The organism is uncultured Tateyamaria sp., assembly GCF_947497045.1.
GTDB lineage: Bacteria > Pseudomonadota > Alphaproteobacteria > Rhodobacterales > Rhodobacteraceae > Tateyamaria.
In genome coordinates, this window is record NZ_CANMEU010000006.1 from 184,189 (window position 1) to 210,372 (window position 26,184).

At 58.3% G+C, this 26,184-nt stretch carries 26 protein-coding genes and 1 pseudogene; 14 read left to right on the top strand and 13 right to left on the bottom strand.

From position 1 onward, the window contains the following. Positions 1-45: 45 nt before the first annotated feature. The 4 genes from Q0859_RS14015 to Q0859_RS14030 all read left to right on the top strand — a co-directional run bounded on the left by Q0859_RS14015 (position 46) and on the right by Q0859_RS14030 (position 4,239). Positions 46-1,275, top strand: coding sequence for a TRAP transporter substrate-binding protein (locus tag Q0859_RS14015; RefSeq protein WP_299152089.1), 1,230 nt, complete (start codon positions 46-48; stop codon positions 1,273-1,275). A 126-nt stretch (positions 1,276-1,401) separates the two neighbouring features. Continuing rightward, positions 1,402-2,070, top strand: coding sequence for a TRAP transporter small permease subunit (locus Q0859_RS14020; protein ID WP_299152091.1), 669 nt, complete (start codon positions 1,402-1,404; stop codon positions 2,068-2,070). After that, on the top strand, positions 2,070-3,428 hold the full coding sequence (locus Q0859_RS14025) for a TRAP transporter large permease (protein WP_299152092.1): 1,359 nt from the start codon (positions 2,070-2,072) through the stop codon (positions 3,426-3,428). Before Q0859_RS14020 ends, Q0859_RS14025 begins: the two co-directional genes overlap by 1 nt. 31 nt (positions 3,429-3,459) lie before the next feature. After that, a complete protein-coding gene (locus tag Q0859_RS14030) occupies positions 3,460-4,239 on the top strand; it encodes an IclR family transcriptional regulator (protein WP_299152093.1) in 780 nt (259 codons plus the stop codon). Between the two features lie 7 nt (positions 4,240-4,246). Here Q0859_RS14030 and Q0859_RS14035 read toward each other — a convergent pair whose 3' ends face one another. From Q0859_RS14035 to Q0859_RS14045, 3 genes are read right to left on the bottom strand one after another with little or no spacing between them, the layout of a single operon-like run. Then, positions 4,247-4,909 (bottom strand): GntR family transcriptional regulator, encoded by a 663-nt coding sequence (locus Q0859_RS14035; protein ID WP_299152095.1) that lies wholly within the window; start codon positions 4,907-4,909, stop codon positions 4,247-4,249. Beyond that, positions 4,909-5,931 carry a Gfo/Idh/MocA family oxidoreductase gene (locus Q0859_RS14040; RefSeq protein ID WP_299152097.1) on the bottom strand — a complete coding sequence of 341 codons (1,023 nt, stop codon included), beginning with the start codon at positions 5,929-5,931 and terminating at the stop codon, positions 4,909-4,911. The genes Q0859_RS14035 and Q0859_RS14040 overlap by 1 nt, the downstream gene beginning before the upstream one ends. Continuing rightward, complete coding sequence (locus Q0859_RS14045) at positions 5,928-7,007, bottom strand: isocitrate/isopropylmalate family dehydrogenase (protein WP_299152099.1); 1,080 nt, start codon at positions 7,005-7,007, stop codon at positions 5,928-5,930. The genes Q0859_RS14040 and Q0859_RS14045 overlap by 4 nt, the downstream gene beginning before the upstream one ends. Before the next feature lie 99 nt (positions 7,008-7,106). Here Q0859_RS14045 and Q0859_RS14050 point away from each other — a divergent pair, with 99 nt between their 5' ends. The 6 genes from Q0859_RS14050 to Q0859_RS14075 all read left to right on the top strand — a co-directional run bounded on the left by Q0859_RS14050 (position 7,107) and on the right by Q0859_RS14075 (position 12,426). Continuing rightward, entirely contained in the window at positions 7,107-7,427 is a 321-nt protein-coding gene (locus tag Q0859_RS14050; protein WP_299152100.1) for a putative quinol monooxygenase, read from the top strand. Next, a complete protein-coding gene (locus Q0859_RS14055; protein ID WP_299152102.1) occupies positions 7,424-8,224 on the top strand; it encodes an N-acyl homoserine lactonase family protein in 801 nt (266 codons plus the stop codon). The genes Q0859_RS14050 and Q0859_RS14055 overlap by 4 nt, the downstream gene beginning before the upstream one ends. A gap of 188 nt (positions 8,225-8,412) precedes the next feature. Then, positions 8,413-9,189 (top strand): 3-hydroxybutyrate dehydrogenase, encoded by a 777-nt coding sequence (locus Q0859_RS14060; RefSeq protein WP_299152103.1) that lies wholly within the window; start codon positions 8,413-8,415, stop codon positions 9,187-9,189. Positions 9,190-9,221: 32 nt separating this feature from the next. Continuing rightward, the gene (locus tag Q0859_RS14065; protein ID WP_299152104.1) at positions 9,222-10,316 is read left to right on the top strand and encodes a patatin-like phospholipase family protein; all 1,095 of its coding nucleotides are present in this window, start codon (positions 9,222-9,224) and stop codon (positions 10,314-10,316) included. 4 nt (positions 10,317-10,320) lie between these two features. Then, complete coding sequence (locus Q0859_RS14070; RefSeq protein WP_299152105.1) at positions 10,321-11,193, top strand: hypothetical protein; 873 nt, start codon at positions 10,321-10,323, stop codon at positions 11,191-11,193. Positions 11,194-11,196: 3 nt separating this feature from the next. Then, the gene (locus Q0859_RS14075) at positions 11,197-12,426 is read left to right on the top strand and encodes an MFS transporter (protein WP_299152106.1); all 1,230 of its coding nucleotides are present in this window, start codon (positions 11,197-11,199) and stop codon (positions 12,424-12,426) included. A gap of 87 nt (positions 12,427-12,513) precedes the next feature. On the opposite strand, the gene Q0859_RS14080 is transcribed toward Q0859_RS14075, so the two are convergent. The 6 genes from Q0859_RS14080 to Q0859_RS14105 form a co-directional block, all read right to left on the bottom strand. Further along, on the bottom strand, positions 12,514-13,485 hold the full coding sequence (locus Q0859_RS14080) for an oligopeptide/dipeptide ABC transporter ATP-binding protein (protein ID WP_299152107.1): 972 nt from the start codon (positions 13,483-13,485) through the stop codon (positions 12,514-12,516). Further along, positions 13,485-14,462 (bottom strand): ABC transporter ATP-binding protein, encoded by a 978-nt coding sequence (locus Q0859_RS14085; protein WP_299152108.1) that lies wholly within the window; start codon positions 14,460-14,462, stop codon positions 13,485-13,487. Before Q0859_RS14085 ends, Q0859_RS14080 begins: the two co-directional genes overlap by 1 nt. Further along, the gene (locus Q0859_RS14090) at positions 14,459-15,412 is read right to left on the bottom strand and encodes an ABC transporter permease (RefSeq protein WP_299152109.1); all 954 of its coding nucleotides are present in this window, start codon (positions 15,410-15,412) and stop codon (positions 14,459-14,461) included. Before Q0859_RS14090 ends, Q0859_RS14085 begins: the two co-directional genes overlap by 4 nt. 3 nt (positions 15,413-15,415) lie before the next feature. Then, positions 15,416-16,396: an ABC transporter permease gene (locus Q0859_RS14095; protein ID WP_299152110.1), complete on the bottom strand. Its 981-nt coding sequence runs from the start codon at positions 16,394-16,396 to the stop codon at positions 15,416-15,418. 174 nt (positions 16,397-16,570) lie between these two features. Then, positions 16,571-17,107: an AAA family ATPase gene (locus Q0859_RS14100; RefSeq protein ID WP_299152111.1), complete on the bottom strand. Its 537-nt coding sequence runs from the start codon at positions 17,105-17,107 to the stop codon at positions 16,571-16,573. Positions 17,108-17,271: 164 nt separating this feature from the next. Continuing rightward, positions 17,272-18,840 (bottom strand): ABC transporter substrate-binding protein, encoded by a 1,569-nt coding sequence (locus Q0859_RS14105; RefSeq protein WP_299152113.1) that lies wholly within the window; start codon positions 18,838-18,840, stop codon positions 17,272-17,274. Between the two features lie 117 nt (positions 18,841-18,957). Between Q0859_RS14105 and Q0859_RS14110 the strand changes: the two genes are divergently transcribed. Beyond that, positions 18,958-19,956: an MBL fold metallo-hydrolase gene (locus tag Q0859_RS14110; protein ID WP_299152114.1), complete on the top strand. Its 999-nt coding sequence runs from the start codon at positions 18,958-18,960 to the stop codon at positions 19,954-19,956. Between the two features lie 307 nt (positions 19,957-20,263). On the opposite strand, the gene Q0859_RS14115 is transcribed toward Q0859_RS14110, so the two are convergent. The 3 genes and pseudogenes from Q0859_RS14115 to Q0859_RS14125 all read right to left on the bottom strand — a co-directional run. After that, positions 20,264-21,007 carry a gamma-glutamyl-gamma-aminobutyrate hydrolase family protein gene (locus Q0859_RS14115; protein ID WP_299152115.1) on the bottom strand — a complete coding sequence of 248 codons (744 nt, stop codon included), beginning with the start codon at positions 21,005-21,007 and terminating at the stop codon, positions 20,264-20,266. A 14-nt stretch (positions 21,008-21,021) separates the two neighbouring features. Next, entirely contained in the window at positions 21,022-22,107 is a 1,086-nt protein-coding gene (locus Q0859_RS14120; protein ID WP_299152116.1) for an amino acid ABC transporter permease, read from the bottom strand. 14 nt (positions 22,108-22,121) lie between these two features. Further along, positions 22,122-22,895 (bottom strand): annotated as a pseudogene (locus tag Q0859_RS14125) (amino acid ABC transporter substrate-binding protein); the annotation flags it as partial. 127 nt (positions 22,896-23,022) lie between these two features. Here Q0859_RS14125 and Q0859_RS14130 point away from each other — a divergent pair. Further along, a complete protein-coding gene (locus Q0859_RS14130) occupies positions 23,023-23,937 on the top strand; it encodes a helix-turn-helix domain-containing protein (RefSeq protein WP_299152118.1) in 915 nt (304 codons plus the stop codon). A gap of 122 nt (positions 23,938-24,059) precedes the next feature. After that, complete coding sequence (locus Q0859_RS14135; protein WP_299152119.1) at positions 24,060-24,866, top strand: carbohydrate-binding family 9-like protein; 807 nt, start codon at positions 24,060-24,062, stop codon at positions 24,864-24,866. A gap of 266 nt (positions 24,867-25,132) precedes the next feature. Here the strand turns inward: Q0859_RS14135 and Q0859_RS14140 are convergent, their stop codons facing one another. After that, complete coding sequence (locus tag Q0859_RS14140) at positions 25,133-25,546, bottom strand: Rrf2 family transcriptional regulator (RefSeq protein ID WP_299152120.1); 414 nt, start codon at positions 25,544-25,546, stop codon at positions 25,133-25,135. Positions 25,547-25,657: 111 nt separating this feature from the next. Here Q0859_RS14140 and Q0859_RS14145 point away from each other — a divergent pair, with 111 nt between their 5' ends. After that, on the top strand, positions 25,658-25,936 hold the full coding sequence (locus Q0859_RS14145) for a hypothetical protein (RefSeq protein WP_299152121.1): 279 nt from the start codon (positions 25,658-25,660) through the stop codon (positions 25,934-25,936). Positions 25,937-26,184: the final 248 nt, after the last annotated feature.

Here is a 26,184-nt window from a genome sequence, read left to right on the forward strand (position 1 = left end):
TTTCTGAGATAAAACGTCTCAATAATATGCATCAGGGAGGATAGCATGGGAGTAGGAAACAAGATCAACGGCATTTCACGCCGGGATTTGTTCAGGGTGGCTGGTCGCTACGGCATGAGCTCGACGCTTATGGCAGCGGGTGGCTTTGGCGGCGCGATGAGCCTTGCCAACCTCGCAGCGGCGGCAGAGTCCACATATGAAAAGCGCTTTGCCAAGCCCGCCAAACATACGCTCAAGTTCGGCGCTGCCGGCTTTAACCAGCGTAACCTGTTGATTGAACGGGCTGGTGCGTTGGAATTTGCCCGCGATCTGGAAAGCCGGACCGACGGCGAAATTCGCATCGAGTTCATCGGCGACAACCAGATCTGTGGTCAGCTGAGCTGCGTTGAAAAAGCGCAGCAGGGTATCGTCGATATCTATGCGGCCTCCACGCAGAACTCCGCCGGTGGTGCGCCATATCTGAACGTGCTGGACTACGCCTACATGTTCCGCAATCGGGCCGATCAGTACCATTTCATGTACAGCCCCGAATCGCAGCGCATCCTGCGCGAGCCTTTCGAAAAGCGTCACGGCCTGAAATTCCTGTTCACCCACGCAGAGCTTCGCGGGATCCAGTTGGGTCTGGCGTGGGAAGACAGACCCACCGTCACAAAAATCGAAGAGCTGTTTGGCACTAAAAACCGCGTTACGGGCACCCAGTTGGGCCGGATCGCAATGAATGCCTTGAACCTGAATCCGGTTCCGGTTGCGTGGGAAGAAACCCTTGATGGTCTCAAGCAGGGCCTGATTGATGGTGCTGAAACATGGGCGTCGGCCGTGGCCTATGCCAACATGTCGCCAGTGGTCAGCCAGTCGGTCGATCTGCGCTTCTTCTGCGGCACAGAGCATACGGCGATGAACGCTTCGGTGTTCGACGGCCTTGACGGTAATCTGCAAGACGCAGTCATGGAATCCTCGTATCTTGCGCAGGTCCATGTTCAGGCCGCCAACGAAGCCGCACTGGTCAACACGGTCGGTCACTCCGATCCACAACTGCCAAACACGATTTTCGCACAAAACAACGTGCGCAACGCGTTTCTGGCCGATGACCAGATCAAGATTGCCGAAGAGATGTGTTCGCCCGAGTTCCAGCCCCAACTGTGGGAAGAATGGCGCGAGCGGATCAACGGCTGGGCCGGTGGTATCGACACGTATCAGGACATCTATAACGAAGTGCGCACGAACTCGCACACGTTGGCCGAAAACGTGGAACCCCGCCGCTGGTGGAAAGCCTAAGATACTGAAACAATCGGTGGACCGGCCCCTTCGGGCCGGTCCATATCACTTAATGCCACCCAATTGCGGGTGTGATGTGACCGTCCGCCAAGTGACGGCACTGGCGTAAAAATGGAGGGGGACCGGATGTCAGTCTGGGCAGACGCGATCGGGGTGTTTTCCGCGATCCTCACAAACGATTCATTCGAAATGAAAAACGCGTTCCGCACCCAGGGTGCGTATTTGGCTTTTGGCATCTTGACGTTGCTTGGGGGGACGTTGATGGCGTTTCTGTTCAAGCGCATCCCGCTGCTGGATCGCCATTTTGAGCGAACGATTATCATCTATGCCTATCTGATTATCGCCTGGATCATCTTTTCGGGTGTGGTGCAGCGCTTTGCGCTCAACGGTCAGCCGCCTTGGTCTTCGACCATTCCGCCCCTTCTGTTCATGGTGATGGTCTGGTTTGGCTGTTCCTTCAACGTCAAGCTGCGCACCCATCTCAGCTTTTCCGAATTCCGCTCCAATATGCCCCCCAAGGCGCAGCTGGTGGTGCTGAGCCTGGATGCGGTGCTGTGGCTGGTGTTCTGCATGATCTGCATGACCACGACCGCGCGCATCACCGCCAACTCTTCGGCGAACTTCCAGATCGTGCTTGGCACCGACGATTTCATGCAGTGGTGGTTCATTATCACTGTGCCCATCGCTTTCGTGGTGATGGCGGGGCGGGTCATCGAAAACCTGCTCGAGGATTACAGCAACTACCGCAACGGCAAGCCGTTGATTGAACAAGCGGTTATCGGGGGAGAGACATAATGGCTGACGGGACTCTGATCACCCTGATCTCGATCGGTGTGACCTTGCTGTTTATGCTGGGCACGCCGGTTTTGCTGGTCATCTTTTACTGGACAGTAGGATGCAGCCTTGTGTTGGGCCTGCAACTGGACAACACGGGCAACGAGTTGCTCAATACATTCAACAAAGGCTTTGCCCTTCTGGCGATGCCCCTGTTCATCCTGACCGGGGATTTGATCAACGTGTCCGGCATTGCCAAACGATTATCGGACTTTGCCTATGCCTGCCTTGGCTGGCTGCGCGGCGGTCTGGCGATGGCGGCCATCGGGGCGTGCGGATTGTTTGCTGCGATTTCGGGGTCGAACTCGGCCACGACGGCGACCATCGGGTCGATGTTGCACCCGGAAATGGTCAAAGGCGGTTATGACGAACGCTTCAGCGCGGCCACGGCGGCGGCGGGCGGGACGGTCGGGATCATCATCCCGCCCTCGATCATCTTTATCGTTTACGGGTTCCTGATGAACCTGCCGATTTCGGACCTGTTTGTGGCGGGTATCATTCCCGGTGCACTGATGGTGTTTGGTATGCAGTTCGCCGCCTGGATCATCTGCCGCCTCAATGGCTGGGGGGTTCTGATCCCGTTGCAACTGAACCGGGTTCTGAAAACCGCGTTCGGGGCGTGGCTGGGGTTCTTTGCCATCGGGCTTGTGCTTTGGGGCATTTACACCGGCAAGTTTTCCCCGACCGAAGCGGCGGGGGTCACGGTGGGCTTTTGTATCATCGTGGGACTGATCTGTTATCCGCTCAACAAGATGATGGCCAGGGACGCAGACCGGGATGTGAATGACAAAGGCTATAGCGAGATGTTCGTTGTCGAAGGGTTCACCATCCCCCAGATCCCGTCCATCGTGGTCCGTTCGGCCCAGATTACGGGCATTCTGGCCCCGCTGATTGCAATCTCGATTGCGATGCAGCAGGTGCTGTCCGCCCTTGGCGCGCAGGAGATCATCGGGAACTTCGTGACCGGAATGGGGGGCTATCATGCGGTCCTGTTCACCTCGATGGTCATCGTGTTCTTTTCAGGGATGATCCTTGAATCCCTGCCTGTGACGATTATTCTGGCGCCGATCCTTGCGCCGATTGCAGCCTCCGTGGGTATTGATCCGATCCACTTCTCGGTGATCTTCCTTGTGGGTGCCTCGATTGGCTTCATTACGCCGCCATATGGGCTGAACCTCTACGTGGCGTCAGGTGTGACGGGGGTTCCGTATTTCAAACTGCTCCGCTACATCGTGCCCTACCTGGTGGCGTTGATCTCGGTTTGGGTTATTGTTGCATTGACCCCCGATCTGGCGCTGATGCTGCTGCCAGAGAGATAAAGCGCTATTCATAATCACAACTGAGTGAGACATGCCTGACGATCACCGCCCCCGCAAGGAACACCAAATCCCCACCAATCTGCGTTTGCTGATGGTGATGGAAGAGGTGGCCAAGCGCGGGGTGGCCGTCAAACCCGTGGACCTTATCGAGGCCCTCGGGCTGCCCAAGCCCACCGTGCACCGCTTGCTGCAAACAGCCGAGGCCGAGGGGTTCTTGCAACGTGATCTGGATGGGCGCAGCTATGGCCCCGGTGCCCGACTGCGGGCGCTTGCGGTATCAACGATGTCGTCGGAACATTTGCGCACCGCCCGTCTGACCATCCTGCGCGGCGTTGCCGAAGAGATTGGCGAGACTTGCAATCTGGCCACCCCGGACCGCGAGGGGATGACCTATCTGGATCGGGTCGAGACCGAGTGGCCCTTGCGCATTCAACTGCCCATCGGCACCCAGGTCCCGTTTCACTGTACCGCCAGTGGCAAGATGTATCTGTCGACCCTGCGCCCGCATATTCTGGAATCGATTCTGACCGCCCGCCCGCTGGAAAAGCCGACGCCCACGACCCTCATCGGTCTGGCCGAGATCAAGGCCGAGCTGGAGGCAACCCGTCAGCGCGGTTATTCCACTGACAACGAAGAGTTCATGGCCGGGATGACCGCCATCGCAGTGCCAGTCTGGGATGGGAATGGAAAATTGCTTGCGACCCTGTCCGCCCACGCACCGATGCAGCGGCGGACCTTGCCCCAGTTGATCGAGTATTTGCCTGCGTTGCGCCGTGGGTCTGCGGACCTGACCAAGCTGCACATGGCCTAATGGCCTCTCACAATCCGTGAAACTGATGTTTGTCCAGCAGGGCGACCAGCATGTCGCGCGCGTGCCTTCGGTGGGCGTGATGCGTGTCATGGGCGCGGCTTGCGTCCCCTTGCGCAATGGCGTCATAGACCGCGCGGTGATCCGCGTTTGATTGCACCGGGGCGGGTCGGATGAACAGGGTCGTGGCGCGTGCCCGGCGCACCTGATCGCGCATGACCGACACGATCATGCTCAGCCGTGCATTGCGGCCCAAACGCACCAGTTCACGGTGAAACCGATCATCGGCCTCGGCCCATCCGCGCAGATCATCATGGCTCAGGCAGGCGTCCATATCCGTGATGGCGGCGGCCAGTGTCTCAAGGTCGGACACGGAATAACCCGCCTCGGCTGCGCGGGCGGCGGCAAGGCTTTCGAGCTCGGTCAGAATGTCGTAGATGTCGCTCATGTCCTGGGCCGATACGGGGCTGATGCGGATGCCCCGACGCGGGCGTAGTTCGACCAGCCCCTGCGCCTGCAACATCAACGCCGCCTCGCGCACGGGCGTGCGTGACATCCCCAGCTTTTCGGCCAGTTCGGTTTCCAGATGATCCGAGCCGGGTGTGAGCTCTCCGGCAAAGATCATCTGACGCAGGGCTGCGACGGCGCGCTCTACATTGCTGATGGCCCCCATCAGGTCACCCTTTCGATTGGCAGTTTGCGCGCCTCGGCGTGCGAGGCATAGATCGTGTCCTTGATGCGGATCACATCCAGATAGGCGCGTGCTTCGTTTTCCAACGCGGTCCCGTTCTGCATGGCCCCGATCACATGGGATTGCAGCGCATGCACACAGTCCCCGCCAAAGCCGTCATGGGTGTCGGCGGGCAGGATCTGTTGCGCATCCTGTTGCCCGAACAGGCGCCACCACACCGATCCATCGCCGCGCAAGTCCAGCGTGCCTTGGGTGCCCTCGATCAACGCTTCACCCATGGTGCGGCGGTGGTTGTCGGCAGCATGGTCCAGATGCCGGTTGCCGTCAAACAACGCCCGCACGCCCGAGGCGTGATCGAACACCACATGCCCAGCATCTTCGCCCGCAATCACCGGATTGATCCGGCGCAGATCGGCATAAACCGCCGTGGCGGGGCCAAACAGGTACTGAAACGTGTCCACCCAATGCACTGCGGTTTCATGGATCAAGAACCGCTCCATCGTCTGAAAATAGGGCTGGCGATCCAGATAGGCACGTGGCCCTTGCCCGTCGCCGGGACGCAAGCGGAAGGTGGCGTTCAGCACTGTCCCGATCCGGTCTGCGGCCAGCGCCTGTTTGAGAGTGCGATACCACGGCTGGAACCGGAAATTCTCATGTACGACCAGCCGCGCCCCTGCTGCGTCGGCTTCGGCGGTGATGGCCTGCGCCTCGACCAGATCATTGCAGAATGGCTTTTGGCAGATGATCCACTTGATCCCCGCCATGAGCGCGGCACGGATCGTTTGGGCATGCGCAGGCGGGGGCAGGATAATGTCGAGCAGATCCGGGGCAGTGTTCGTCAGCATCGCGCCCAGATCTTCAAAAGCGGGCATGCCTGTGGCGCGGGCCGCCTCGAGGTTCAGATCGCAGGCCCCGACAACCTCGATACCGCCCATGCGTGCCCAACTGCCATAGTGGAACTGGCTGAAATAGCCCGCCCCGACACAGGCGACCCGGATGCTCATGCGAGGGCCGCGCGCACAGCGTCCGCGACCTCGCTCGTGCCCGCGCTGCCGCCCAGGTCCCGGCTGGCCACATGGCCTGCCGCAATCACTGCCTCGACAGCGGCGCGCAGGCGATCCCCATCGGCGATCATGGCGGGGATGTCGTGTCGTCCGCCCAGCCATTCCAGCATCATTGCAGCGGACAGGATCATCGCCATCGGGTTTGCGACGCCTTGGCCCGCAATGTCGGGGGCCGAGCCGTGACAGGGCTGGAATACCGCGTGATCGGCCCCGATATCAGCCGAGGGTGCCAGCCCAAGCCCGCCCATCAGCCCGGCCCCCAAATCGGACAGGATGTCGCCAAACATGTTCTCGGTGACCATCACGTCAAAGGACCATGGCCGTTCGACCATCCAAAGTGCGGTCGCATCCACATAGGCATGATCGGCGGCAATGTCGGGGTGTTTGGTCGCCTCTGCATCGAACATCTCGCGGAAAAAGGCAAAGGCGCGGAACACATTGGCCTTGTCCACGCAGGTGACCTTGCCCGGACCGCGCCCGGCGGCCTTGCGGGCCTTGGCCAGATCGAAGGCGAATTTGAACAACGGCTCGGAAATGGCGCGGGTGATCAGCAGGGTCTCGCGGGCCTCGTCCTGCGTAACCTCGCCGCGCCCTTGGGTGTGAAACAACCCCTCGGTGCTTTCGCGGATCAGAACGAAATCGACCGTCTGCCCCCCCGTGAGGGCCAGAGGCGTGGGTTGGCCGGGGCGAATGGTCACGGGGCGCACACCTGCAAACAGGGTCAGCGCCTTGCGCAGATCGATCTGGGGCGAGATTTCGGTGCCGTCGGGATAGCGCACATCCGGTAGACCCATGGCCGACAGCAGGATGGCGTCCGCGGCGCGGGCCGCCTCCATCGATGCGGCGGGCAGGCTTTCACCGGTGCGTGCATAGTGGGCTGCCCCCGCAGGTGCATCCACATAGTTCAGCGCGTATTTGCCCGCCGCCACATGATCAAGCAGTGTCAGGGTGGGTGCCATAATCTCGGGGCCGATCCCATCCCCCTGAAAAACCGCGATATTAAATGAGTTCTGCATGGCGTGGGCTCCCTTTGGCCGTAGGATTGATCAAAGCGACTCGCCTTGTACTATACCTTAATGTATACATTGATGTATGCGTATTAAAACCCCATGCCCATGGGCCCCAGATGGAAAGACCAGATCATGCCCTATGCCGTCACCGTCGTGTTCGACATCAAGCCCGGCCACATGGACGCATTCATGCCCCATATCCTTCAAAACGCGCGCAGTTCCGTTCGGGACGAGCCGGGGTGCCGTCAGTTCGACGTGTGCACGGACCCCGCCTTGCCCGACACCGTGTTCCTATATGAGCTTTACGATGATCTGGCTGCATTCGAGGCGCATCAGGGCATGCCACACTACATCGCTTGCGGCTTGAAGATCGGAGATCTGGTGGCAGGCAAGACCCTGAAAACCTACGCGCAGGTCGACAGATGAGCACTGATTGGGAGGTCTACGCGATCAAATACGCTGACCGGGATGCACGCACCCGCGCGGACAGCTTTATCTTTGATGACAACCACGAAGCGCCCCATGCCATGGACTATTACATGTGGCTGATCCGGGGGGCGGGCCGGGTGATCCTCGTGGACACAGGCTATGATGTGGACGAAGGGGTGATGCGGGGGCGGCCCATCCGGCTGAACCCGGTCGAGGCATTGAAACCCTTTGATCTGACGCCCGAGGATGTGACCGAGATTATCGTCACGCACCTGCATTACGATCACGCCGGCGGTCTGCACCTGTTTCCCAACGCCCAAATCCACCTGCAAGCTGCTGAAATGGCCTATGCCACGGGGCCGTGCATGTGCCACGACACGCTGCGGATGCCGTTCACGGCGGCACATGTCTGCGAGGCGGTGACGCGGCTTTATGCGGGCAAGCTGACTTTCCATGACGGGGAGGGGGCGATTGCTGATGGGATTTCAGTGCATTGTATTGGCGGACACTCACGCGGGCTTCAGGCGGTGCGGGTGCGCACGCGCACGGGTTGGATGGTGCTGGCTTCGGATGCCGCGCATTACTACGAGAACTTTATGGCCCGAAAGCCGTTCCCCATCGTGGTCGACCTTCAGGATATGCTTGACGGGTTCAACACGCTGCGCAGGCTGGCAAGCAAGCCGGAATTGATCGTTCCCGGCCACGACCCGCTGGTGCGCCAGTATTTCGACAGTGCCCTGGCCGATCATATCATCCGCCTCGATGTCGGCCCGAACGGGACCATGGTGCTGTAACATTTGGCACATGTCCGTGGCGGGTTTTTGAAAAACGGGCAAGTTCTACCGCAAAATCGGTAACACTCGGCGGAATCCGTCACGTGGTTGCGATCCATCCTCATGCCGCATTGCAGCGAAGGGTGACCATGCGTAAATAGGGGTCAACCGCGTATTTCCGCATTGCAGCATGCCAAAAGGACCTCACTATGACACGCACCGCCATCATCACCGGATCCACCAGCGGCATTGGCCTTGGGATCGCCGAAGCCTTTGCCGCCCAAGGCATGAACATCATGCTCAACGGGTTTGGGGATCCGGACGAGATCGAGGCGACGCGCGCCGCATTGGACGCCAAGGCCGAAGGGACCGTGGCCTATCACGGGGCTGACATGACGAAACCGGATGAGATTGCCGATTTGGTGACCCAGACGGAAAAGCAGTTTGGTGCGGTCGATATCCTCGTGAATAACGCGGGCATCCAATATGTCGGCCCCATCGAAGAGTTCCCGCTGGAAAAATGGGATGCGATCATCGCGATCAACATGTCTTCGGCCTTTCACACGATCCGGGCGGCTTTGCCGGGGATGAAGGCACGTAGATGGGGGCGGATCATCAATGTGGCCTCGGCCCACGGGCTTGTCGCCTCTCCCTACAAATCGGCCTATGTGACGGCCAAGCACGGCATTGTCGGCCTGACCAAGACCGTCGCGCTTGAGGCCGCCGAACATGGTGTGACCTGCAACGCGGTTTGCCCGGGCTATGTGTTGACGCCGTTGGTCGAAGGGCAAATCCCCGATACCGCCAAAGCGCGCGGCATCACCGAAGAAGAGGTCAAACGTGATGTCCTTCTGGCCGCGCAGCCCACCAAGGAATTCGTGACCGTTGAACAGCTTGGGGCGGTCTGTACGTTCCTTGTCACAGATGCTGCTGCCTCGATGACAGGCACTGCCTTGCCTGTCGATGGTGGCTGGGTCGCCCAATAAACATGAACCGCGCCCTTACAGGAGGACAGACCATGTCCAGGACCAACGGTCGTTCAAAGCGGCATGAGAAATCCATCAACCTTGCCCTTCAGGGCGGCGGCTCGCACGGCGCGTTCACATGGGGCGTGCTGGATCGGATGTTTGAAGAGGATCGGCTGTGGATCGAAGGGGTCAGCGGCACATCTGCGGGTGCGATGAACGCGGTTGTCGCCACCCAAGGGATGTATGACGGCGGGGCCGCCGGTGCACGTCAGGCCCTGGAAGACTTCTGGCGCGCCGTCAGCGTTGCAGGTCAGGCCAGCCCCATTCAGCGCACCGCGTTCGAGAAGATCATGGGGTCATGGTCGCTGGATCTGAACCCGGGCTATGCAATGATGGACATGATGAGCCGCATGGCCTCGCCCTATGACCTCAACCCGATAGGCCTGAACCCGCTGCGTGATGTGGTCGAGGACTTCATCGATTTTGACAAGGTCGCCAACTGTTCGGACATGGGCCTTTATATCTCGGCCACCAATGTGGAAACCGGGCGCGCCCGGGTGTTTCACCGCGAAGAGGTGACGCTGGATGTGGTCATGGCCTCGGCCTGTCTGCCATCCATGTTCAAAGCGGTCGAGATTGACGGCACGCCCTATTGGGATGGCGGGTTCATGGGCAACCCGGTGCTGTTTCCGTTCATCGACCACTCACCGTCTTCGGATATCGTGATCGTGCAGATCAACCCGCTGCTGCGCCCCGGCACCCCGCGGCGCGCGCGAGATATCCAGAACCGGGTGAATGAGATCACCTTCAACGCTTCGCTGCTGCGCGATCTGCGCACCATTGATCTGATCCACCGCCTGATCGAGGACGGGGCGCTGTCGGACAACGAATATCGGCGCATGAATATGCACATGATTGACGGATGTGGCGACATGCTGGCGCTGGATGCGTCCTCCAAGATGAACTCGGAATGGGCGTTCCTGATCCACATGCGTGATCTGGGCCGCGAACATGCGGATCGCTGGCTGGCCGCAAATTTCGACAAGATCGAGAAGGAAAGCACGCTGAACCTGCGTGAATTTTTCGATGACTTCGGGGCCCCGCACGGGGGCAATGCGGTCGAGTTGAAATCCAGAAAGGATTGAAACCATGACAATTCGCACGATCACACTCGGGCTCGCAATCGCGACGCTCGGCACGGCGGCTTTTGCCTTCGATCTGGGCGGGCTCAAGACCAAGGTGCTTCATGGGCTTGAGGGGCCAAGTCAGGCGCGTGATATCTCGAACAAGGTGCTGGGCGATACGGCGCTCGCGGATGAAGGGATCGCGGAACTGGCCGGGCGCAACCTGCGCACGCGGTTCTGGACGATCAACGACAAGGGCATCGTGCCAATCCACGATCACGCAAGCCGCCCCGCCGTGTTCACCGTCCTGTCGGGGCAGATTTACGAATACACCTCGACCTCTGAGAACCCGGTGCTGCACGACACGGGCGGCCTTGCCCTGGAAGAGGGCGCACTGGCGCATTGGTGGCTGAACGAAGGTGACGAGACGGTGCATCTGATCGCCTTCGATGTTTATGCGCCCGATGGTGCATCCACCGATGTGGCATCGCGACCTGCCGGAATGGATGTGAAAACCCCGGACAATCAGAGGGTGGAGCATGCGCTGTTGGGGTCCGTCAACATCGGCAAACACTTTGGCGATGGTACGGGCGAGGGCTGGGTGCTCAGCACCTATCGCACCACGATCGAGCCCGGCGGCACCTTTGCCAGCTTTACCGCACCCGGCGAGCCGATCCAGAGTTTCGTCTGGGAAGGTGAAGTGACCGAGTACAGCGTTTCGGACCCCAAGGTCCTTGCAACCCGGAGCGGGTCGACGGTCGCGGGCGGTGCCCAGGCGTGGTGGGAAAATACCAGTGATGGGCCTGCGGTGATCTATTTCGGTGTGGTTGAACCGGCCTCCGAAGTGGCCGGTGTCGAACGCGTCGGTCCACTCGCGCATGGCAGCCACGGAGAGTAAGCGATGACGGCCATGCCCGATCCCGCGGCCGCGATGACGGGCATGGCCCCCGCGTTGACCGAAAAATCCCCCGAAGACCGGGCGATGGTCATTCGCCGCTCAACCATGATTGCCCTGATCGCGTTTCTGACGCTGATTGACTTGTTCGGCTCGCAGGCGCTGCTGCCCACATTGGTTGAGGTTTACGGGGTCAGCCCGGCGGTCATGGGCTTTGCGGTCAATGCCTCGACCATCGGCATGGCGGCGGCCAGCCTTATCGTGGCGCTGTTTGCGCGCAAGATCGACCGCAAGCGCGGGATTTGGATATGTCTGGCGCTGCTGAGCCTGCCCACGATGCTGCTGGCGCAACAACCCGACCTCACCACCTTTACCCTTCTGCGTGTGGCCCAAGGCGTGTTCATGTCCGCCGCCTTCACGCTGACGCTGACATATCTCAGCGAGGAATGCTCGCTGACAGCCGTGGGCGGGGCGATGGCGGCCTATATCACCGGCAATGTGGCCTCCAACCTGTTCGGGCGGCTGTTGGCCTCGGGGATTGCGGACAATATCGGGCTGCCCGAAAGCTTTTATGGCTTTGCCCTTCTTAACCTCACTGGCGCACTGGCCGCATACCTTTATCTGGGAGGACGGGACGGTGCGCGCAGCGGTCACGCACAGGATACAGGGTCTGTGGTCGAGGCGTGGAAAGACCACCTGAGCAACGCCAGGCTGGTCGCCATGGTTGCGATCGGGTTTGTCTTGCTGTTCGTCTTTGTGGCGACCTTCACCTACGCCAACTTCATCCTGTCCGAGGCTCCTTTTGCGCTGCCCCAGACCTATATCGGGTTCGTGTATTTCGTGTTTGTTCCTGCGATCCTGACCACGCCGCTCGCGGCGGCGTCGGTGAAACGTTATGGTGCGCGGGCAAGCTTTCATGGCTCGATCCTCGCATCGCTCTTTGGGCTGCTGTTGCTTCTGACCCCCTCTCTGACCTTGTTTCTGATCGGGTTGGCGTTGGTCGGTGCCGGGCTGTTCTTTGCCCAATCGGTCGCCACCGGCTATGTGGGTCGCACGGCCATGCATGACCACGCTGCGGCCAACGGACTCTACCTTGCCAGCTATTATCTTGGCGGGATCAGTGGCGCATTTGCTATCGGGCGCGTTTTTGAAGCGCATGGCTGGGCCATGTCCATCGGCGTGCTGGTCACGCTGACAGCCCTCGCTGGTGCATTATCTTTGAAAATGATGCGTTAGAACCAAGAAAGCAGTGCATATTTTTTGAACGATGAAAGGGAAGTTCCTCCAACTTCATTGTTCTTCAAATATGCAAACCCAGATGTATCAATCTGTGGCATCGACCATGTGGCAGGCCACGCGGCTGGTGCCAATCTGGCGTAATTCAGGGCGTTTGGTGCGGCAAATATCTGCGGCCAGTGGGCAGCGCGGATTGTATGCGCAGCCGGGAGGCGGGTTGATCGGGTCGGGGATTTCGCCCGTGGGTGGGATCACTTCGCGCCCAAACCCATCCAGTTGCGGGGCGGCAGCCAGCAGCATCTGCGTGTAGGGGTGTTTGGGCGTTTCAAACAGCGTATCGGGGTCCGCCTCTTCGACCAGACGGCCCAGATACAGCACCCCGATCTTGTCGGCCATGTGCTGGACCACCGTCAGATCGTGGCTGATGAACAGATAGGTGAGGCCAAACTCGTCCTTGAGGTCGCTCATCAGATTCAGCACCTGCGCCTGCACGCTCACATCCAGCGCGCTGGTGGGCTCATCACACACGATCAGCTTCGGCTCGGATGCCAGTGCGCGCGCGATGCAGATCCGCTGGCGCTGGCCGCCTGAAAACTCGTGTGGAAACTTGCCCGCATCGCGCGCGGCGAGACCCACCTGTTCGAGCAGTCGTTCGGACAGTCCTTTGGTGTGCCCACCACGCGCTGCCACCGGTTCGGCGATGATATCACGCACCCGCCAGCGCGGGTTGAGCGAGGCAAACGGGTCCTGAAAAATCATCTGGATGTCGGCCCGCACGTCGTCGATCTTTTGCGCATCCGTCTCGCGCGCCAGATCGACCCCGCGAATGTCCACGGACCCGGTCGAGGGCTCAAGAAGGCCGACCAGCATCTTGCCGATGGTGGACTTGCCCGACCCGGATTCGCCGACCAGCGCATAGACCGTCTGCTCTTCGATGTTGAAAGACACGTCCGATACCGCCGTCAGGAGGGCCTTTGGCTGGCGTTCGATCACCCGGTTCAGCCACGGTTTGGAGACGTCAAATATGCGGGTCAGATGAGAGACACTTACCAAGGCCATCAAGCGACATCCTCGCGTAAAAGCGGGTGAAAACAGGCGGCACGTCCCTGAGCATCGGCCAGCGTCGGGCCAGGATTTCGCGTGCAATCGGCCTGCGCGCGCGGGCAGCGTGGATGAAACGCACACCCATCGGGCAGCGTATCCAGTCGCGGCATTGCACCGGGGATCTGATGCAGCCGCGCCTTGCCCCGCGAGGCCAGCGGGGTCGAGCCCATCAGCCCGTCCGTATAGGGGTGCAGCGGCACGGTCAGCACATCGCGCACCGGCCCCAACTCGGCCAGTTGGCCCGCATACATCACCGCCACCCGGTCGGCAGCTTCGGCGATCACGCCCATGTCGTGGGTGATCAGCATGACGGCGGTGCCGCGATCCCGGCAGAGCCGTTTCAGCAACGCGATGATCTGCGCCTGTACGGAGACGTCCAATGCAGTGGTCGGTTCATCCGCAATGATAAGGCTCGGCTCGGCACACAGGGCCAGCGCGATCACGACCCGTTGGCGCATGCCCCCCGAAAATTGGTGCGGATAGCTATCGACCCGTTGGGCGGCACCCGGAATGCCCACCTCTTCCAGCGCGGCGATGGCTCGCTTGCGCGCGTCCGACTGGCTGATGTCGAGATGGGCCAGCATCGTCTCGGTCAACTGGTCCCCGATCTTGAGCAGCGGATTGAGCGAGGTCAGTGGATCCTGAAACACCATCCCGATATGCTTGCCCCGCAACCGCCGCATGTCGTCGCCTTGCAGGTGGTCGATGCGGGTGCCGTTCAGATGAATTTCACCTGAGGCGATATGGGCAGGCGGGTTGAGCAGACCGATAACTGCGTTCCCGGCCATTGACTTGCCCGCCCCGGACTCGCCAACCACGCCGAGGATTTCCCCTTGGGCAATGTCATAGGAAACGTCTTGAACGGGTCGTAGCGTGCCGTGGCGCGTGGGGATGTCGACGGTGAGGTTGTGGATGGAGAGGGTGGGGGTCATCTAAGCCTCGGATTCAACGCATCACGCAGCCAATCGCCCAGCAAATTGACGCTCAGCGCCAATGTCAGCAGCGTCAGCGCCGGAAACAGCAGGATCCACCACTCGCCCGAGAACAGGAAGCCTTGGCCGATCCGAATGAGTGTACCAAGCGAGGGTTGTGTGGGCGGTGCGCCGACGCCGAGGAAGGACAGTGTGGCCTCGGCGATGATCGCCAGTGCCAGCGAGATCGTCGCGATCACCAGCACAGGGCTCAGTACATTGGGCAGGATGTGGCGCAGCATGATTGCAGGGCCGGTGCGCCCGATCAGCTTGGCGGCGGCCACGTATTCCTTGTTCTTTTCGACCAGCGTGGCCCCCCGCACGACCCGTGCGAACTGCACCCAATCGGACAGGCCAATGGCGATGATCAGCACCCAGATCGCCATCTGGTCACGGTATTCGACCGGAGTGACCCCCTTGGCCACACCAAAGATCAGCATCGCCACAAGGATACTGGGAAAGGTCAGCTGCACGTCTGCAATGCGCATGATGATCGTTTCGGTCCAGCCGCCCACATAGCCTGCGAGCAGCCCAAGCGTGATGCCCAGCACCATCGCAAAGGCCACCGCAGCGGCCCCTACGAACAGCGATATGCGCATGCCATAAAGGATCGTGGAAAACACATCGCGCCCCTGATCATCCGTGCCCAGCCAAAAGCTGTCGCCGGTGAAAGCGTTGGGGGTCATCGGGGCGGAAAACCCGTTCATCAGGTTCAGTGAGCCGGGATCAAACGGGTCATAAGGCGCGATCAGGGGAGCAAAGATGGCGCTCAGCACCAGCAGCAGCGTGATCGCAAAACTGACGACCGCCACGGGCGAGCGTTTGAACTGGTAGATAAAATCCGATTGTAGCGCGAGGCGCAGTCGTGACGGATCTTTGGCCGCGCTGTCGGAAAGGGGGGTGTCGACCATGGCTTAATGCCCTCCGGTCCGATCAACGCGCAGGCGCGGGTCAATGGCAAAATAAAGCAGGTCCACGATCAGGTTGATGCCGACGAACATCACCGAAATCAGCATGAGATAGGCGGCCATCACCGGGATATCGACAAACTGGATCGCGTTGATGAACAGCAGACCCACACCGGGCCACTGAAATACCGTCTCGGTGATGATCGCGAACGCGATGATCGACCCCAGTTGCAGCCCTGTGACCGTGATCACCGGCACCAGCGTGTTCTTGAGCGCATGGCGGAAATTCACCGCCCGTTCGCGCAGGCCCCGGGCGCGGGCAAAGCGGATATAGTCCTGACGCAGCACCTCAAGCATCTCGGAACGCACAAGCCGCATGATCAGTGTCATCTGGTAAAGACCAAGGGTAATTGATGGCAATATCAGTGCCTTGAGCCCCGTTTCGGTCAGGAACCCTGTGGACCAGTTGCCAATCTTGACGGTCTCGCCACGTCCGAAACTGGGTAGCCAGCCCAGCTCGACCGAAAACAGATAGATCAGCAATATCCCGATCAGGAAGGTGGGCAGGGACACCCCGATCAGCGAGGCGGACATGATCACGTTGGCCGTAATCCCGTTGCGCCGGATGGCGGTGAAAACGCCCAACCCGATCCCGATGGAGATGGCGAGAAACCCGCTGACAGCGGCCAGTTCCAACGTCGCTGGCGCACGCTCCAGCAGGATTTCGGACACAGGCCGCCCCTGGCGATAGCTGACCCCGAAATTGCCCTGCACCGCGCCGCCGAGAAATTTGACATATTGCATGACGAACGGCTGATCGAGGCCAAGCTGCCCGCGCAGCCGGTCAATGTCTTCCTGTGTGCGTTCCTGGCCCAGCATGTTATCGATGGGATCGCCCACGAAACGGAACATGGAAAAGGCGACAAGCCCGACAATCAGAAGGACAAGTGCGCTTTGGCCGATGCGTTGGATGATGTAGGCGAGCATGAGCTGAGCAGATAGGGAGTAGGCGGCGGGGTCAAGGTGGGGATTGTGGTAAATGCGGGGGAAGTAGGGGAAATGTTGCGGTTTGATTGAGGCGGTCGCGATGAGCGGGTGCTGAGGTGTAAGGGGATCGAAGTGTAGTGTTTGGCTACTATGCGGACGAAGCGGACCTCCAATCTAAAGTGCGCCGCACTCCTTCAGCACAATTTCGGCCCGTTCTCGAACAGATACCTTTGGCAACTCCATTCTCGTGTAGCCAAGTGCGTCCAACGCCTGCTCGATGCGGAGGTGTTCCTGCACTGCCGCTTCAAAACTATGCTGTCGTTCGGCGTCATTGGCAAACAGCTCCGTCCAGGGCGGGACCACGAAAACGCGCTTCCAGTATGCTTGGGTTTCTCCCAGTGTTTCTTCAATCCCTTGACCGCCTGAATGGGCCAAAGCGATAGCCGCGTCGATCAAACCACGGTCAAAGAAGACAATGCCATCAGAGTTTTGCGCGTCCTGCAAGTCGGACTTGGCCATCTCGATTGCGCGCAGAGCGAACGCTTTCATATCCACCCATGGCAAGGCCTTTCCCCCTGTCGCAAGTTCATCCGAAACGATGCGGCGGCCCGGCTCTTTGACTGTCGCAAATCCGCGCTCTTTCAAAGCCTTCAACAAGGTTGATTTCCCACCGCCAGAACACCCAGTCAGCAGGACAAATCTTCGGCTCAAATCGACTACCCCTTTGCGGTCCCATCATCTTCAATCCATTTGATGCTGCAATGCCGAAAGAAGCAACTTGGGCTCAAAGCCGCCATCAGACGCAGCGCAACCTAACGAGACGGCAGCGAGTGCATCGCACCCGCTCCCATCCTTTGATAGGCAAGAGCCCCGCCTCAATTCACCGTCACCCACCGCAGGATAAAGAAGTTATCGGGGCGTTGCGTCAGGTCCACATTCGCTTGTGCGCCCCACACCAGTGGCTGCACGTAAAGCGGCACATAGGCGACCTCGCCCTGCAAAACCTGCGTGACCTCATCCAGCATCGCCTGACGCTTTGCATCGTCGATCTCGGACTGGATCAGGGGCAGCAGTTCGTCCACCCGTGCGTTTGAATATCCGCCAAAGTTCCAGGATCCCAGCTTCTTTTCCTCGTTCGGGGTCGCGGCAAGGAAACGGATCGGATGTTCGGCATCAAATGTGCCCGGCGACCAGCCAAGCAGGTACATGTCGTAATTGTCTTCGCGCAGTTCGGGCCAGTAGTTCTGCACGGGCATTGCATCCAGCACCGCAGTGATCCCGACCTGTGCCAGCATGCCGGTGATTGCCTGACACACTGCCTCGTCATTCAGGTAGCGGTCGTTGGGGCACTTGAGACCGAAGGAAAACCCGGTCTCATAGCCCGCTTCGGCCAGCAGCGCCTTGGCGGCGTCCACGTCATAGGCGGGGCGCTCGGCCAGGCCGGTCGAAAACCCGCGCATGGCGGGGCTGACCAACTGGCTGGCCGCTTCGGCATTGCCGCGCATGATGGTTTGCAGGATGGCCGGCACATTCACCGCCTGGGCCACGGCCTTGCGCACCCGTACGTCTGCAAAGGGGTTCGCGTCGGTGGTTTCTGCCGAGTATTTCAGGCTGTCGGCCTCGTGCGGGAAGCCAAGCATGATGACGCGTGCCTCGATCCCCTGAATAACCTTCACCGCGTCGTTGGCCGCCAGCCGTGCGGTATCCTGAATCGGCACTGGGTTGATCAGGTCCACATCGCCTGACAACAACGCCGCAACAGCCGTCGCCGGGTTCTGGATCGGCGTCAGTTCGGCGCGGGTGATGTTGTGAGTTGCCTCATCCCACCACCCGTCAAAGGGTTCCAGCACGGTCGTGAGGCCCGGCTGGCGGTCGGTCACGCGGAAGGCCCCCGTGCCGTTGGTGTTAAGCGTGGCGTAGTTGCCGTTTTCCTTGTCGGGCAGGGTGGTGGCGTTTGCTTCGGCCCATCCGCTGTCCATGATCATCCAGTTGGCGATGCTGTCGGGAAAGATCGGGTTGGGGGCCGAGGTCATAATATCGACCGTATAGGCATCGACCTTGATCACCTCCGAGACTGGCGCAAACCAGCTGCGCGTGTCCGAGGATTCGTCGCTGGCACGGGTGTAGCTGAAAATCACATCATCCGCATCGAATGCGGCCCCGTCATGGAACGTCACACCTTGGCGCAAGGTGAACCGCCAGCCCTCACCCTCGCCAATCGGCTCCCAGGCCGTGGCAAGTGCGGGCTCGATGGCCATGTCCTTTCCCCGGCGCACAAGGCCTTCATAGACGTTGTTCAAGAAGCCCAAGACTGGGGCCGAGTTGACCGCATGGGGGTCCATCGTCTGCGGGTCTGTCGTTTCGGCCCACTTGAAGGTTTCGGCCATGGCGGGGGCAGCCGACAGGCCGATGGCAACGGGGAGAATGTAGCGGATCATGGGCATCCTTTCCTTTGAAACGCGCGCGTGCAGTTGCGAACACTAGAGCGGAGTGCGCGCAAAAAGGGAAGGGGGGCGGGGGTCGGGTGGTGAGGTTGAGCGTCTGGAGGGTTTGAGCCCTCTTTGACCGATACCGCTCGATGTATGAAGGTCTGCTTCGGCGCTCAGTTAATGCAGAGTATGACTCTTCAGCAAACCTCATATAATATGGACAACAGTATAGCCGAGCATCGGGTTGATCCTCCGAAAACAGGACTATTTGAGATGAAGGAAGATGGTAGACCGGGATTTGAGTCGTTCGAGCGTGTATGCAAAGACGAACCTTGGTTTGAAGCTTACCGTATCACATCAGATATCTTCGTCATTCACGAGCCCCGGCACTACGAAGGTACAACGCTTACATTGATCATTGGCACACAAGTCGCTCTTCTAATAGATACCGGCTGTGGAATAGGCAATTTGCGACCTTTGGTTGAAAGACTTACAGACAAGCCGGTTTTGGTCGTGAATACCCACACGCATCTTGACCATCTCGGAGCCAATTATCAGTTTGATAACGTAGCCATGTTTGATCACCCCGTTACGCGCCGGATTGCAGAACATGGGGTATCCTCAACTGAGTATCAATTCGAAATATTGTGTGATGGTCTGGTGGAGGGACCATTACCTGAGCATTTTGATGCTCATTCGGCCATCCTACAGCCATTTACTGTCAGCCGCTGGCTACAAGACGGTGATCAAATTGACATTGGCGGATCACAACTGGAAGTGCTCTTCACCCCTGGTGAAGCAGTCGACAATTTTTGTTTGCTGGATCGCTATCGACGAATTCTGTGCTCCAGTGATATCGTCCTGTTAGGCGGCGTCTGGTCACATTTGCCCGGGGGCAACGTCCATGACTTGGCCAAGAGCTACCAAAGACTGATGGTGCATTTTGATGATTTTGACCATATCATGCCCAGCCACGGTCCAACATGGTTGGACAAGGATCTGTTGCCTGAAATGCTTGCCGGGGTGCAGGCGGTATTGTCCGGTGCGAGCAAGGCTGTCAGTTGCACAGATCCTTGGGGTAGACGATTTCAGAATCATAAGTTTGATTGCTTTGGTATTCAGATACGCTGATACCCTGCGGCACAAAGTCAACCTCCGGGATATCGAGCCAGAAGCATTATTCGCAGAATAATCCCGAGAGCTCACATTGTCCGCTTGTCAAACCTCTAAAGACGTGAGCCGGGTGGCCGGCGAAGACAGCACCCCGCCGGGCGAGGAGGCGCTGCTGGTGGTGCCCGCGGATATGACCGGGCTTTCGAGCTGCTGGTAGGCGGGTAAGAAGATGGACGGCTGGATGTCCGCAGTGAGCCCATAGCGACTGATGCTGCAAACTGCAAGACTGACTGGATTCTAACCAAAACGGGCCATTATTTAGCGACTAACGCGACCCCTGATGCGCTCGTACTGCATGACCGAATGCCTCGAAGATTGCCCGCGATGCGCTGTCGGTTTCTGCCCAATACTCGGGATGCCACTGAACACCGATTGCAAAACTCTTGGCATCTCTTACTGAAACAGCTTCGACAGTCCCATCGGACGCGGTTGCCTCGACCTGAAGGCGCGGTGATACGTGATCAAGAGCTTGGCTGTGCAGCGAATTGGTTCTGAACTCTGGCCCGAGAATTTCGGCGATGCATCCACCCTCGCGTGCTGTCACATCTTGATTAATCTCGAACTGCTTGTCCCGATCAAGAACATCTGCAGCCCTATGATCCAGTCGGTCTGGTTCTTCATGGATGAGGGGGCGAAGTGAGCCTCCGAGCGCCACGTTGAGCTCTTGAATTCCACGACAAAGTGCAAGGAGAGGCACGCCCTTGTCGATGCATGCAGTCACCAATAATAAAGATGTCGCGTCGCGCCTCAAATCGTAAGGCTCATATCGCGAGTCAGGCTCAACACCAAAGTAGGATGGATGCACATTCGCCTTCGATCCCGTCAGCATCACGCCATCGACCCGATCCAGCAAGGACGCGTGATCCACGAAGTCCCCCAAAGCCGGTATGAAGATCGGCAGGACTTTGGCGACCTTCGATAGCGCATCCATGTACTGGTCCGGCACGCAATGCCAGTCTTCGTTGTCGAATTCGCGAGTGTCAGCGACGATGGCGACGATGGGTTGCATGAGGTGTTTTTCCGTCAGTGGTTGTCCCTGCGCAGCAGGTTTTGGAGGTGAAGAGAATATCGCGCCATCGCATAGCAAACGACGTAGAAAAGAAGCCCGACAAAGATGAACAGTTCCCAATAGATGCCGTTCCATTCTGGCGTTGCTCGGATGGCCCGAGTCACACCGATTGGGTCGAGCAATCCGATAAAAACGACATGGGTGGTATCTTTGAAGAGCCCTATAAATTCGTTGACGATGCCGGGGATTGATATCTTCAAAGCTTGCGGCAGAATGATCAGACGCATTAACTGCCAGTAGCTCAAACCGAGACTGCCAGCACCCTCGTATTGGCCATTTGGCAAGGCTGCGAGACCCCCGCGTATGACCTCGGCGATGTAGGCTGCAGCAAACAGGGTCACCATGATGATGACGCGCAACGTCAGATCAAAGCTGGTTCCAGGCGGCAGGAAGTAGTTGAGCAATAGCTGCGCTGTGAAGAGCCACACGATCAGGGGGACCCCGCGCACGACTTCAATGAAGACGATTGCCGACCACTTGATGAGAGGTAAGTCAGACTGACGGGCAAGAGCCAGCAGAACTCCAAGTGGCAGCGACAGCACAATTGCTGACAGACCAATAGTCGCTGCCAACATGAAACCGCCAAATTCGCGTGATGCAACAGGTCGAATGCTCAGGGATACGTCCGCTTCCATGATCCCAACAAGTGGGATCAGCACGAACCAGAAGAAGCTAACCAGAAGGGCAAGTGTTGCCAGTCCAGTCAGGGTCGGACCAATAAGATGTCCGATCAGCCGAGCGGCGGCATAGAGCACGACCGCGACTGGCAAGGTGAGCACTGCGGCCTGCCAGTACCAGGTCACGGGTCGCTGTCCTGTCGTCGTTTGCTTGAGATCAGCAAAGGCCTTGATGCCGATGCTGATCATCAGGCCAAATGCAAATGTTGCGAAGATAACAGCCCAGTCTGCACCACCGGAAGCTACCGCAGCGAGCCCATCGCGCGGAGCGATAGCCTCACTTCCGCTCAGTGAGTTGGTGAAGGCGACCCGAGGGACATAGGCCCCACGCGCTGTCACTGCGACAGAGTCAAAAAGTTGCATGGATGCCGTCGCATCACGCCAAGCTCTTCAGCCGTGATAAGTGCATTAAGCGACCAACGCACGATGTCTTCCCACTCGCTGTCGCCGTGGCGCACTGCTGGTCCAAGCGGCTCTTTGGAGATGATTTCTGGAAGGACCACATAATCATCAGGATTTGGGAAGGTTGCCCGGTTTGCAGCCAGACCGGAGGCGTCGCCTGTGAAGACGTCGCAGGACCCAGACAGGAATTGCTGTTGCGCTTCTGCGTCTGTTTCAAGAGGCACTGGTTCGCAGGTCATGCCGTTGCCACGGAAGTAGTCAGCGACGTTCAGCTCCGTAGTTGTGCCAGTGTTCACACAGATTGTTGTACTATCCAGTTCAAGTGCCGATGAGACACCAAGCGCCTTTGGCACCATGAAGCCTTGGCCATCATAGAAGTTGATGCCGACAAACTCATTCTTGAGGTCGGTATCGCGCGAGAATGTCCATGTAGTTGTCCGTGCCAGCATGTCGATTTCGCCGGACGCCAGTGCTGTGAAACGTGTCGCACCTGTGACGGGGATGTATTCGACGGCTTCTGAATCGCCAAAGACCACAGCGGCAACGGCACGGCAAATATCAACATCAAGACCTTGCCATTGTCGGTTGGCGTCCGGTGCGGCAAAGCCGGCAAGACCTTCGTGAATGCCGCACTTCAGTTGTCCGGCTTCGCGGACATCTTCGAGTGTCGTCGCACTCGCCATTGACGCAGCGAACGCGATTGGCGCTGCCGCAGCCACGAGAATACTTGTTGTGGATTTGAGTTTCATTTTTCTAGCTCCCTGTTAGTTCGAGACCTATGGAAGCCAGACGATCGCCTTAGTTCTTCCGGGATATTGTATTAAATTTCCAGAATATGCCAAACTGATCAGGCGCTAATCTCTTGGGACTCTGCACTTGGCACAGGCGCTCGACACAAACAGTTTGGAACAACCTGATCATATTGATTGGGATATGCTGGCCAGCGACCGTGGTATCTCTGTCCAACGGCGACAGCCGAGTGCGACACCAGAACCCGCCCATTTTCACCCATCGATTGAGATCAATTTCCTAATGGGATGCGACATGACCTATTCCTTTTCAGGAGATGAGATCGAGATACCACGCGAACGGTTCTGCATCTTTTGGGCCGCTCACCCTCATAGCAACCTGCGCGTTCGTGATACGGGCATCATGACAAACATCTACGTGTCTTTGTCGGAGTTCCTTCAATGGTCGCTTCCGGCTGGGTTTGTGAACGCAATTTTGAGCGGCGGCGTGCTGGCGACGAAGGCCAAGACCAAGGGTGATGTGACCTTCGCGAAACGTCTTGCTGATGAACGTGACATCCCAGGCCTCGCGTGGCAGCGGCTGCACGCACAAGAGGTCAGTGCGCGCCTTGCAAGAATGGCCCTGGAAGGTTGGGACACGCTTCGCGCGCCTCCCTCAAATGTTCCGCCTAACTTGATCGGTGGCAATGCCATCCAGCATTTTGAGAAGATGCTGAGATTTGTCGCGGTCCACTTTGTCACCCGGATTACGATTGCTGATGTGGCGGCATCAGCAGGTGTTTCGCAGAGCTATGCTGTTTCGTTATTCAGCAAACTCCTTGGCCGGACGATAATGGAACACATCCGCGATATGCGGATCGTGCATGCGAAGATGCTTCTCATCGAAACTGACCAGAAAATCCTTACAATTGCGATGGACTGTGGTTTCGGTTCGCTTTCCTCATTCTATGAGTGCTTCCAGAGCTATGTGGGCGTGTCTCCTGCGGCGTTTCGAAAAAATCCGAACCAAGCTGCCGTGCAGAATGACCTCATCGCGACATGACACACCAGTCGGTCTGGTAGCACCGATTAGCAAATCTCGGAACTTTTGTAGTAAAAATCGTAAGACAGCAGGAGTTGGTAATACTTATGTAAGGCAAAATCCTATCGAGTGGTGCCAATCCGATGACGACCTCCCCAGACTATGTTGCACACAAAGCCGGAACACCATTCGAGATCGATGGTGATTTGAGCAAGCCCGTTTCGGCTTCCGCCGAGAAATCCAAGCGGTTTGTCGACATGGCAACAGGTGGACCGGCCTTTTACGACACTCGCTCAGCCTGTCTTTGGGATGACGAAAACCTCTATGTTGCCTTTTGGGTTGAAGAACCCTTTGTGTCCGCAGAGCTCACCGAGCGGGATGACATCATTTTCCAGGAGAACGATGTCGAGATCTTCATTGACGGCGGGGACTGCTATTACGAGCTGGAGCTAAACGCCCTCGGAACGATTTATGAGATGATGTTCATTTGGCGGGATGCGTACAAGCGCGGTGACAAATTCGATGCTCCTGAGTTCGACCTGATTGACCAACACGCCTATTCCTTCGGTGGTGACTTTGATCGTCAACCGGAGTCCTTTTGGGATGGCACGCATCCGCGCGGCACCCGTTGGGCTTTCCGGAACTACGACATGGAGGGGCTGCAGGTCGGCGTACAAGTGCAGGGGAAGATCAACGATCCGGATCACGTAGACAAGGGCTGGACGGCCGAGATCGCCATCCCATGGAAGAGCTTGCACTGGCTCGCCAATGGTCGATCACTTCCGCCAAAGAATGGCGATGAATGGAAAATCTTCTTTGGCAGGTTTCAAAAGTTGATGAATGCCGGACAGGAAATTAGCCCTCACCCGGCTTGGGTGCTCAAACCACATGGGAAGTATGACACTCATCAACCTGAACAGTTTCCGGTCGTGAGGTTCGTCGAAGGTTGAACGATAATCTTGGCATGATCCCACAGTAAGCTCTTACAGCATTGAATGACCGCAGCCGTCCGGATGCGGGCGCTCTCATTCGAAATGTAAACGTTGCCTTTGTCCGCTAAGTGTGAATTCACCCACCACCAAATCTTGCAAACGCAGCGAATGGCGGCTCTGACGGGCTGCACTGCAGCAGGGTTGAGGACGCGTTAAGGTCGGCTTTGGGCCGTCTCTGAAAATGAGAGTTTTGGTGGGTCGGCGGCGTGAACTAAAGAGGGCATCTAAGTCTTCACCCGATTGGCCAAGTCTGTCACGGACACACCGTTAAGCTCCTCCTCAAATAGGCGACGTGCGGCCGCCAAAGCGGCTCTGGTTGCGTCGCTTGCCGCGTGTTCCAGCAAGCAAGGTGAGGAAGGCTCCGGCGCGCCGATAGCAAAGACGTTAGGTGAGCCGAGTGCGGTGTAGACTTCTAAAAGGCTGATCTCGGCAGTCGGGCGCTGTAGGTGCCATCCACCGCCATGCCCTTTGATCGACGCCACAAGCCCATGTTTTCGCAGGCCACCCATGGTGCGACGGACCAGTGAAGCGTCCATACCGAACATCTCGCCCATGCGCTCGGACGTCACCGGCTCATCGATTTCATCGAGATGGAGCAAGATGTGCAGGACACGGGGGAGCCTGTTGTCTGTTCTCATGTGGCCAACTGTATCTCATCCAGTTTCTCGTGACAATTGTCAGCACGTGAGATTGACATTGCAAGTCACGTGACAATATAGATCACGTGACTTGATCGAACTGGAGGCTCCATGTCCACCCCGCAATCAGACCAATCGCACGCCACAGGCGCGCAGTGGACAGCTGTCTGCGCTCTTCTGCTCGCAGCATTTGTCACGCTGCTGGACGTCACGGTGGTCAACCTCGCGGTGCCGAGTATCGCCGCTGATCTTCAGGCTACGGAATATTATCACTGCACGCGGGTCGTTGCCGCGCGCGGCACTTGTATGCGCTTGTTGCCATCTCAGTATGAAAATACGCCGTCTGAAAAATTCGATCATAATTCACACAAATTTAGAATGAACTTTTGAAATCGAGGTAGTTGCCCAATTGTCCACAGACGGCTCCAGTTTTTCAACATCTTCCAATGCATGCATTGTTCTCTCTGGTGTTACATCAACGGCAGAGCACTTTGAACTCGATACATCATTGATGCTTGAATGCGGCCATTGGAGCAGGTGCCGCGAACGTCAGCAAAGTCCGGCGGTTTCAACGGGTGAGCGCAACACTTTACTCTTTTTGGAAAGATGGAGTGTGAGAGATGAAGTATCGTAGGCGG

Bases quoted from the DNA above. Each gene is read 5' to 3' on its own strand.
- Q0859_RS14015 (WP_299152089.1), top strand. From the start codon at position 46: ATGGGAGTAGGAAACAAGATCAACGGCATTTCACGCCGGGATTTGTTC.
- Q0859_RS14020 (WP_299152091.1), top strand. From the start codon at position 1,402: ATGTCAGTCTGGGCAGACGCGATCGGGGTGTTTTCCGCGATCCTCACA.
- Q0859_RS14025 (WP_299152092.1), top strand. From the start codon at position 2,070: ATGGCTGACGGGACTCTGATCACCCTGATCTCGATCGGTGTGACCTTG.
- Q0859_RS14030 (WP_299152093.1), top strand. From the start codon at position 3,460: ATGCCTGACGATCACCGCCCCCGCAAGGAACACCAAATCCCCACCAAT.
- Q0859_RS14035 (WP_299152095.1), bottom strand. From the start codon at position 4,909: ATGGGGGCCATCAGCAATGTAGAGCGCGCCGTCGCAGCCCTGCGTCAG.
- Q0859_RS14040 (WP_299152097.1), bottom strand. From the start codon at position 5,931: ATGAGCATCCGGGTCGCCTGTGTCGGGGCGGGCTATTTCAGCCAGTTC.
- Q0859_RS14045 (WP_299152099.1), bottom strand. From the start codon at position 7,007: ATGCAGAACTCATTTAATATCGCGGTTTTTCAGGGGGATGGGATCGGC.
- Q0859_RS14050 (WP_299152100.1), top strand. From the start codon at position 7,107: ATGGGCCCCAGATGGAAAGACCAGATCATGCCCTATGCCGTCACCGTC.
- Q0859_RS14055 (WP_299152102.1), top strand. From the start codon at position 7,424: ATGAGCACTGATTGGGAGGTCTACGCGATCAAATACGCTGACCGGGAT.
- Q0859_RS14060 (WP_299152103.1), top strand. From the start codon at position 8,413: ATGACACGCACCGCCATCATCACCGGATCCACCAGCGGCATTGGCCTT.
- Q0859_RS14065 (WP_299152104.1), top strand. From the start codon at position 9,222: ATGTCCAGGACCAACGGTCGTTCAAAGCGGCATGAGAAATCCATCAAC.
- Q0859_RS14070 (WP_299152105.1), top strand. From the start codon at position 10,321: ATGACAATTCGCACGATCACACTCGGGCTCGCAATCGCGACGCTCGGC.
- Q0859_RS14075 (WP_299152106.1), top strand. From the start codon at position 11,197: ATGACGGCCATGCCCGATCCCGCGGCCGCGATGACGGGCATGGCCCCC.
- Q0859_RS14080 (WP_299152107.1), bottom strand. From the start codon at position 13,485: ATGGCCTTGGTAAGTGTCTCTCATCTGACCCGCATATTTGACGTCTCC.
- Q0859_RS14085 (WP_299152108.1), bottom strand. From the start codon at position 14,462: ATGACCCCCACCCTCTCCATCCACAACCTCACCGTCGACATCCCCACG.
- Q0859_RS14090 (WP_299152109.1), bottom strand. From the start codon at position 15,412: ATGGTCGACACCCCCCTTTCCGACAGCGCGGCCAAAGATCCGTCACGA.
- Q0859_RS14095 (WP_299152110.1), bottom strand. From the start codon at position 16,396: ATGCTCGCCTACATCATCCAACGCATCGGCCAAAGCGCACTTGTCCTT.
- Q0859_RS14105 (WP_299152113.1), bottom strand. From the start codon at position 18,840: ATGCCCATGATCCGCTACATTCTCCCCGTTGCCATCGGCCTGTCGGCT.
- Q0859_RS14115 (WP_299152115.1), bottom strand. From the start codon at position 21,007: ATGCAACCCATCGTCGCCATCGTCGCTGACACTCGCGAATTCGACAAC.
- Q0859_RS14120 (WP_299152116.1), bottom strand. From the start codon at position 22,107: ATGCAACTTTTTGACTCTGTCGCAGTGACAGCGCGTGGGGCCTATGTC.
- Q0859_RS14135 (WP_299152119.1), top strand. From the start codon at position 24,060: ATGACGACCTCCCCAGACTATGTTGCACACAAAGCCGGAACACCATTC.
- Q0859_RS14140 (WP_299152120.1), bottom strand. From the start codon at position 25,546: ATGAGAACAGACAACAGGCTCCCCCGTGTCCTGCACATCTTGCTCCAT.
- Q0859_RS14145 (WP_299152121.1), top strand. From the start codon at position 25,658: ATGTCCACCCCGCAATCAGACCAATCGCACGCCACAGGCGCGCAGTGG.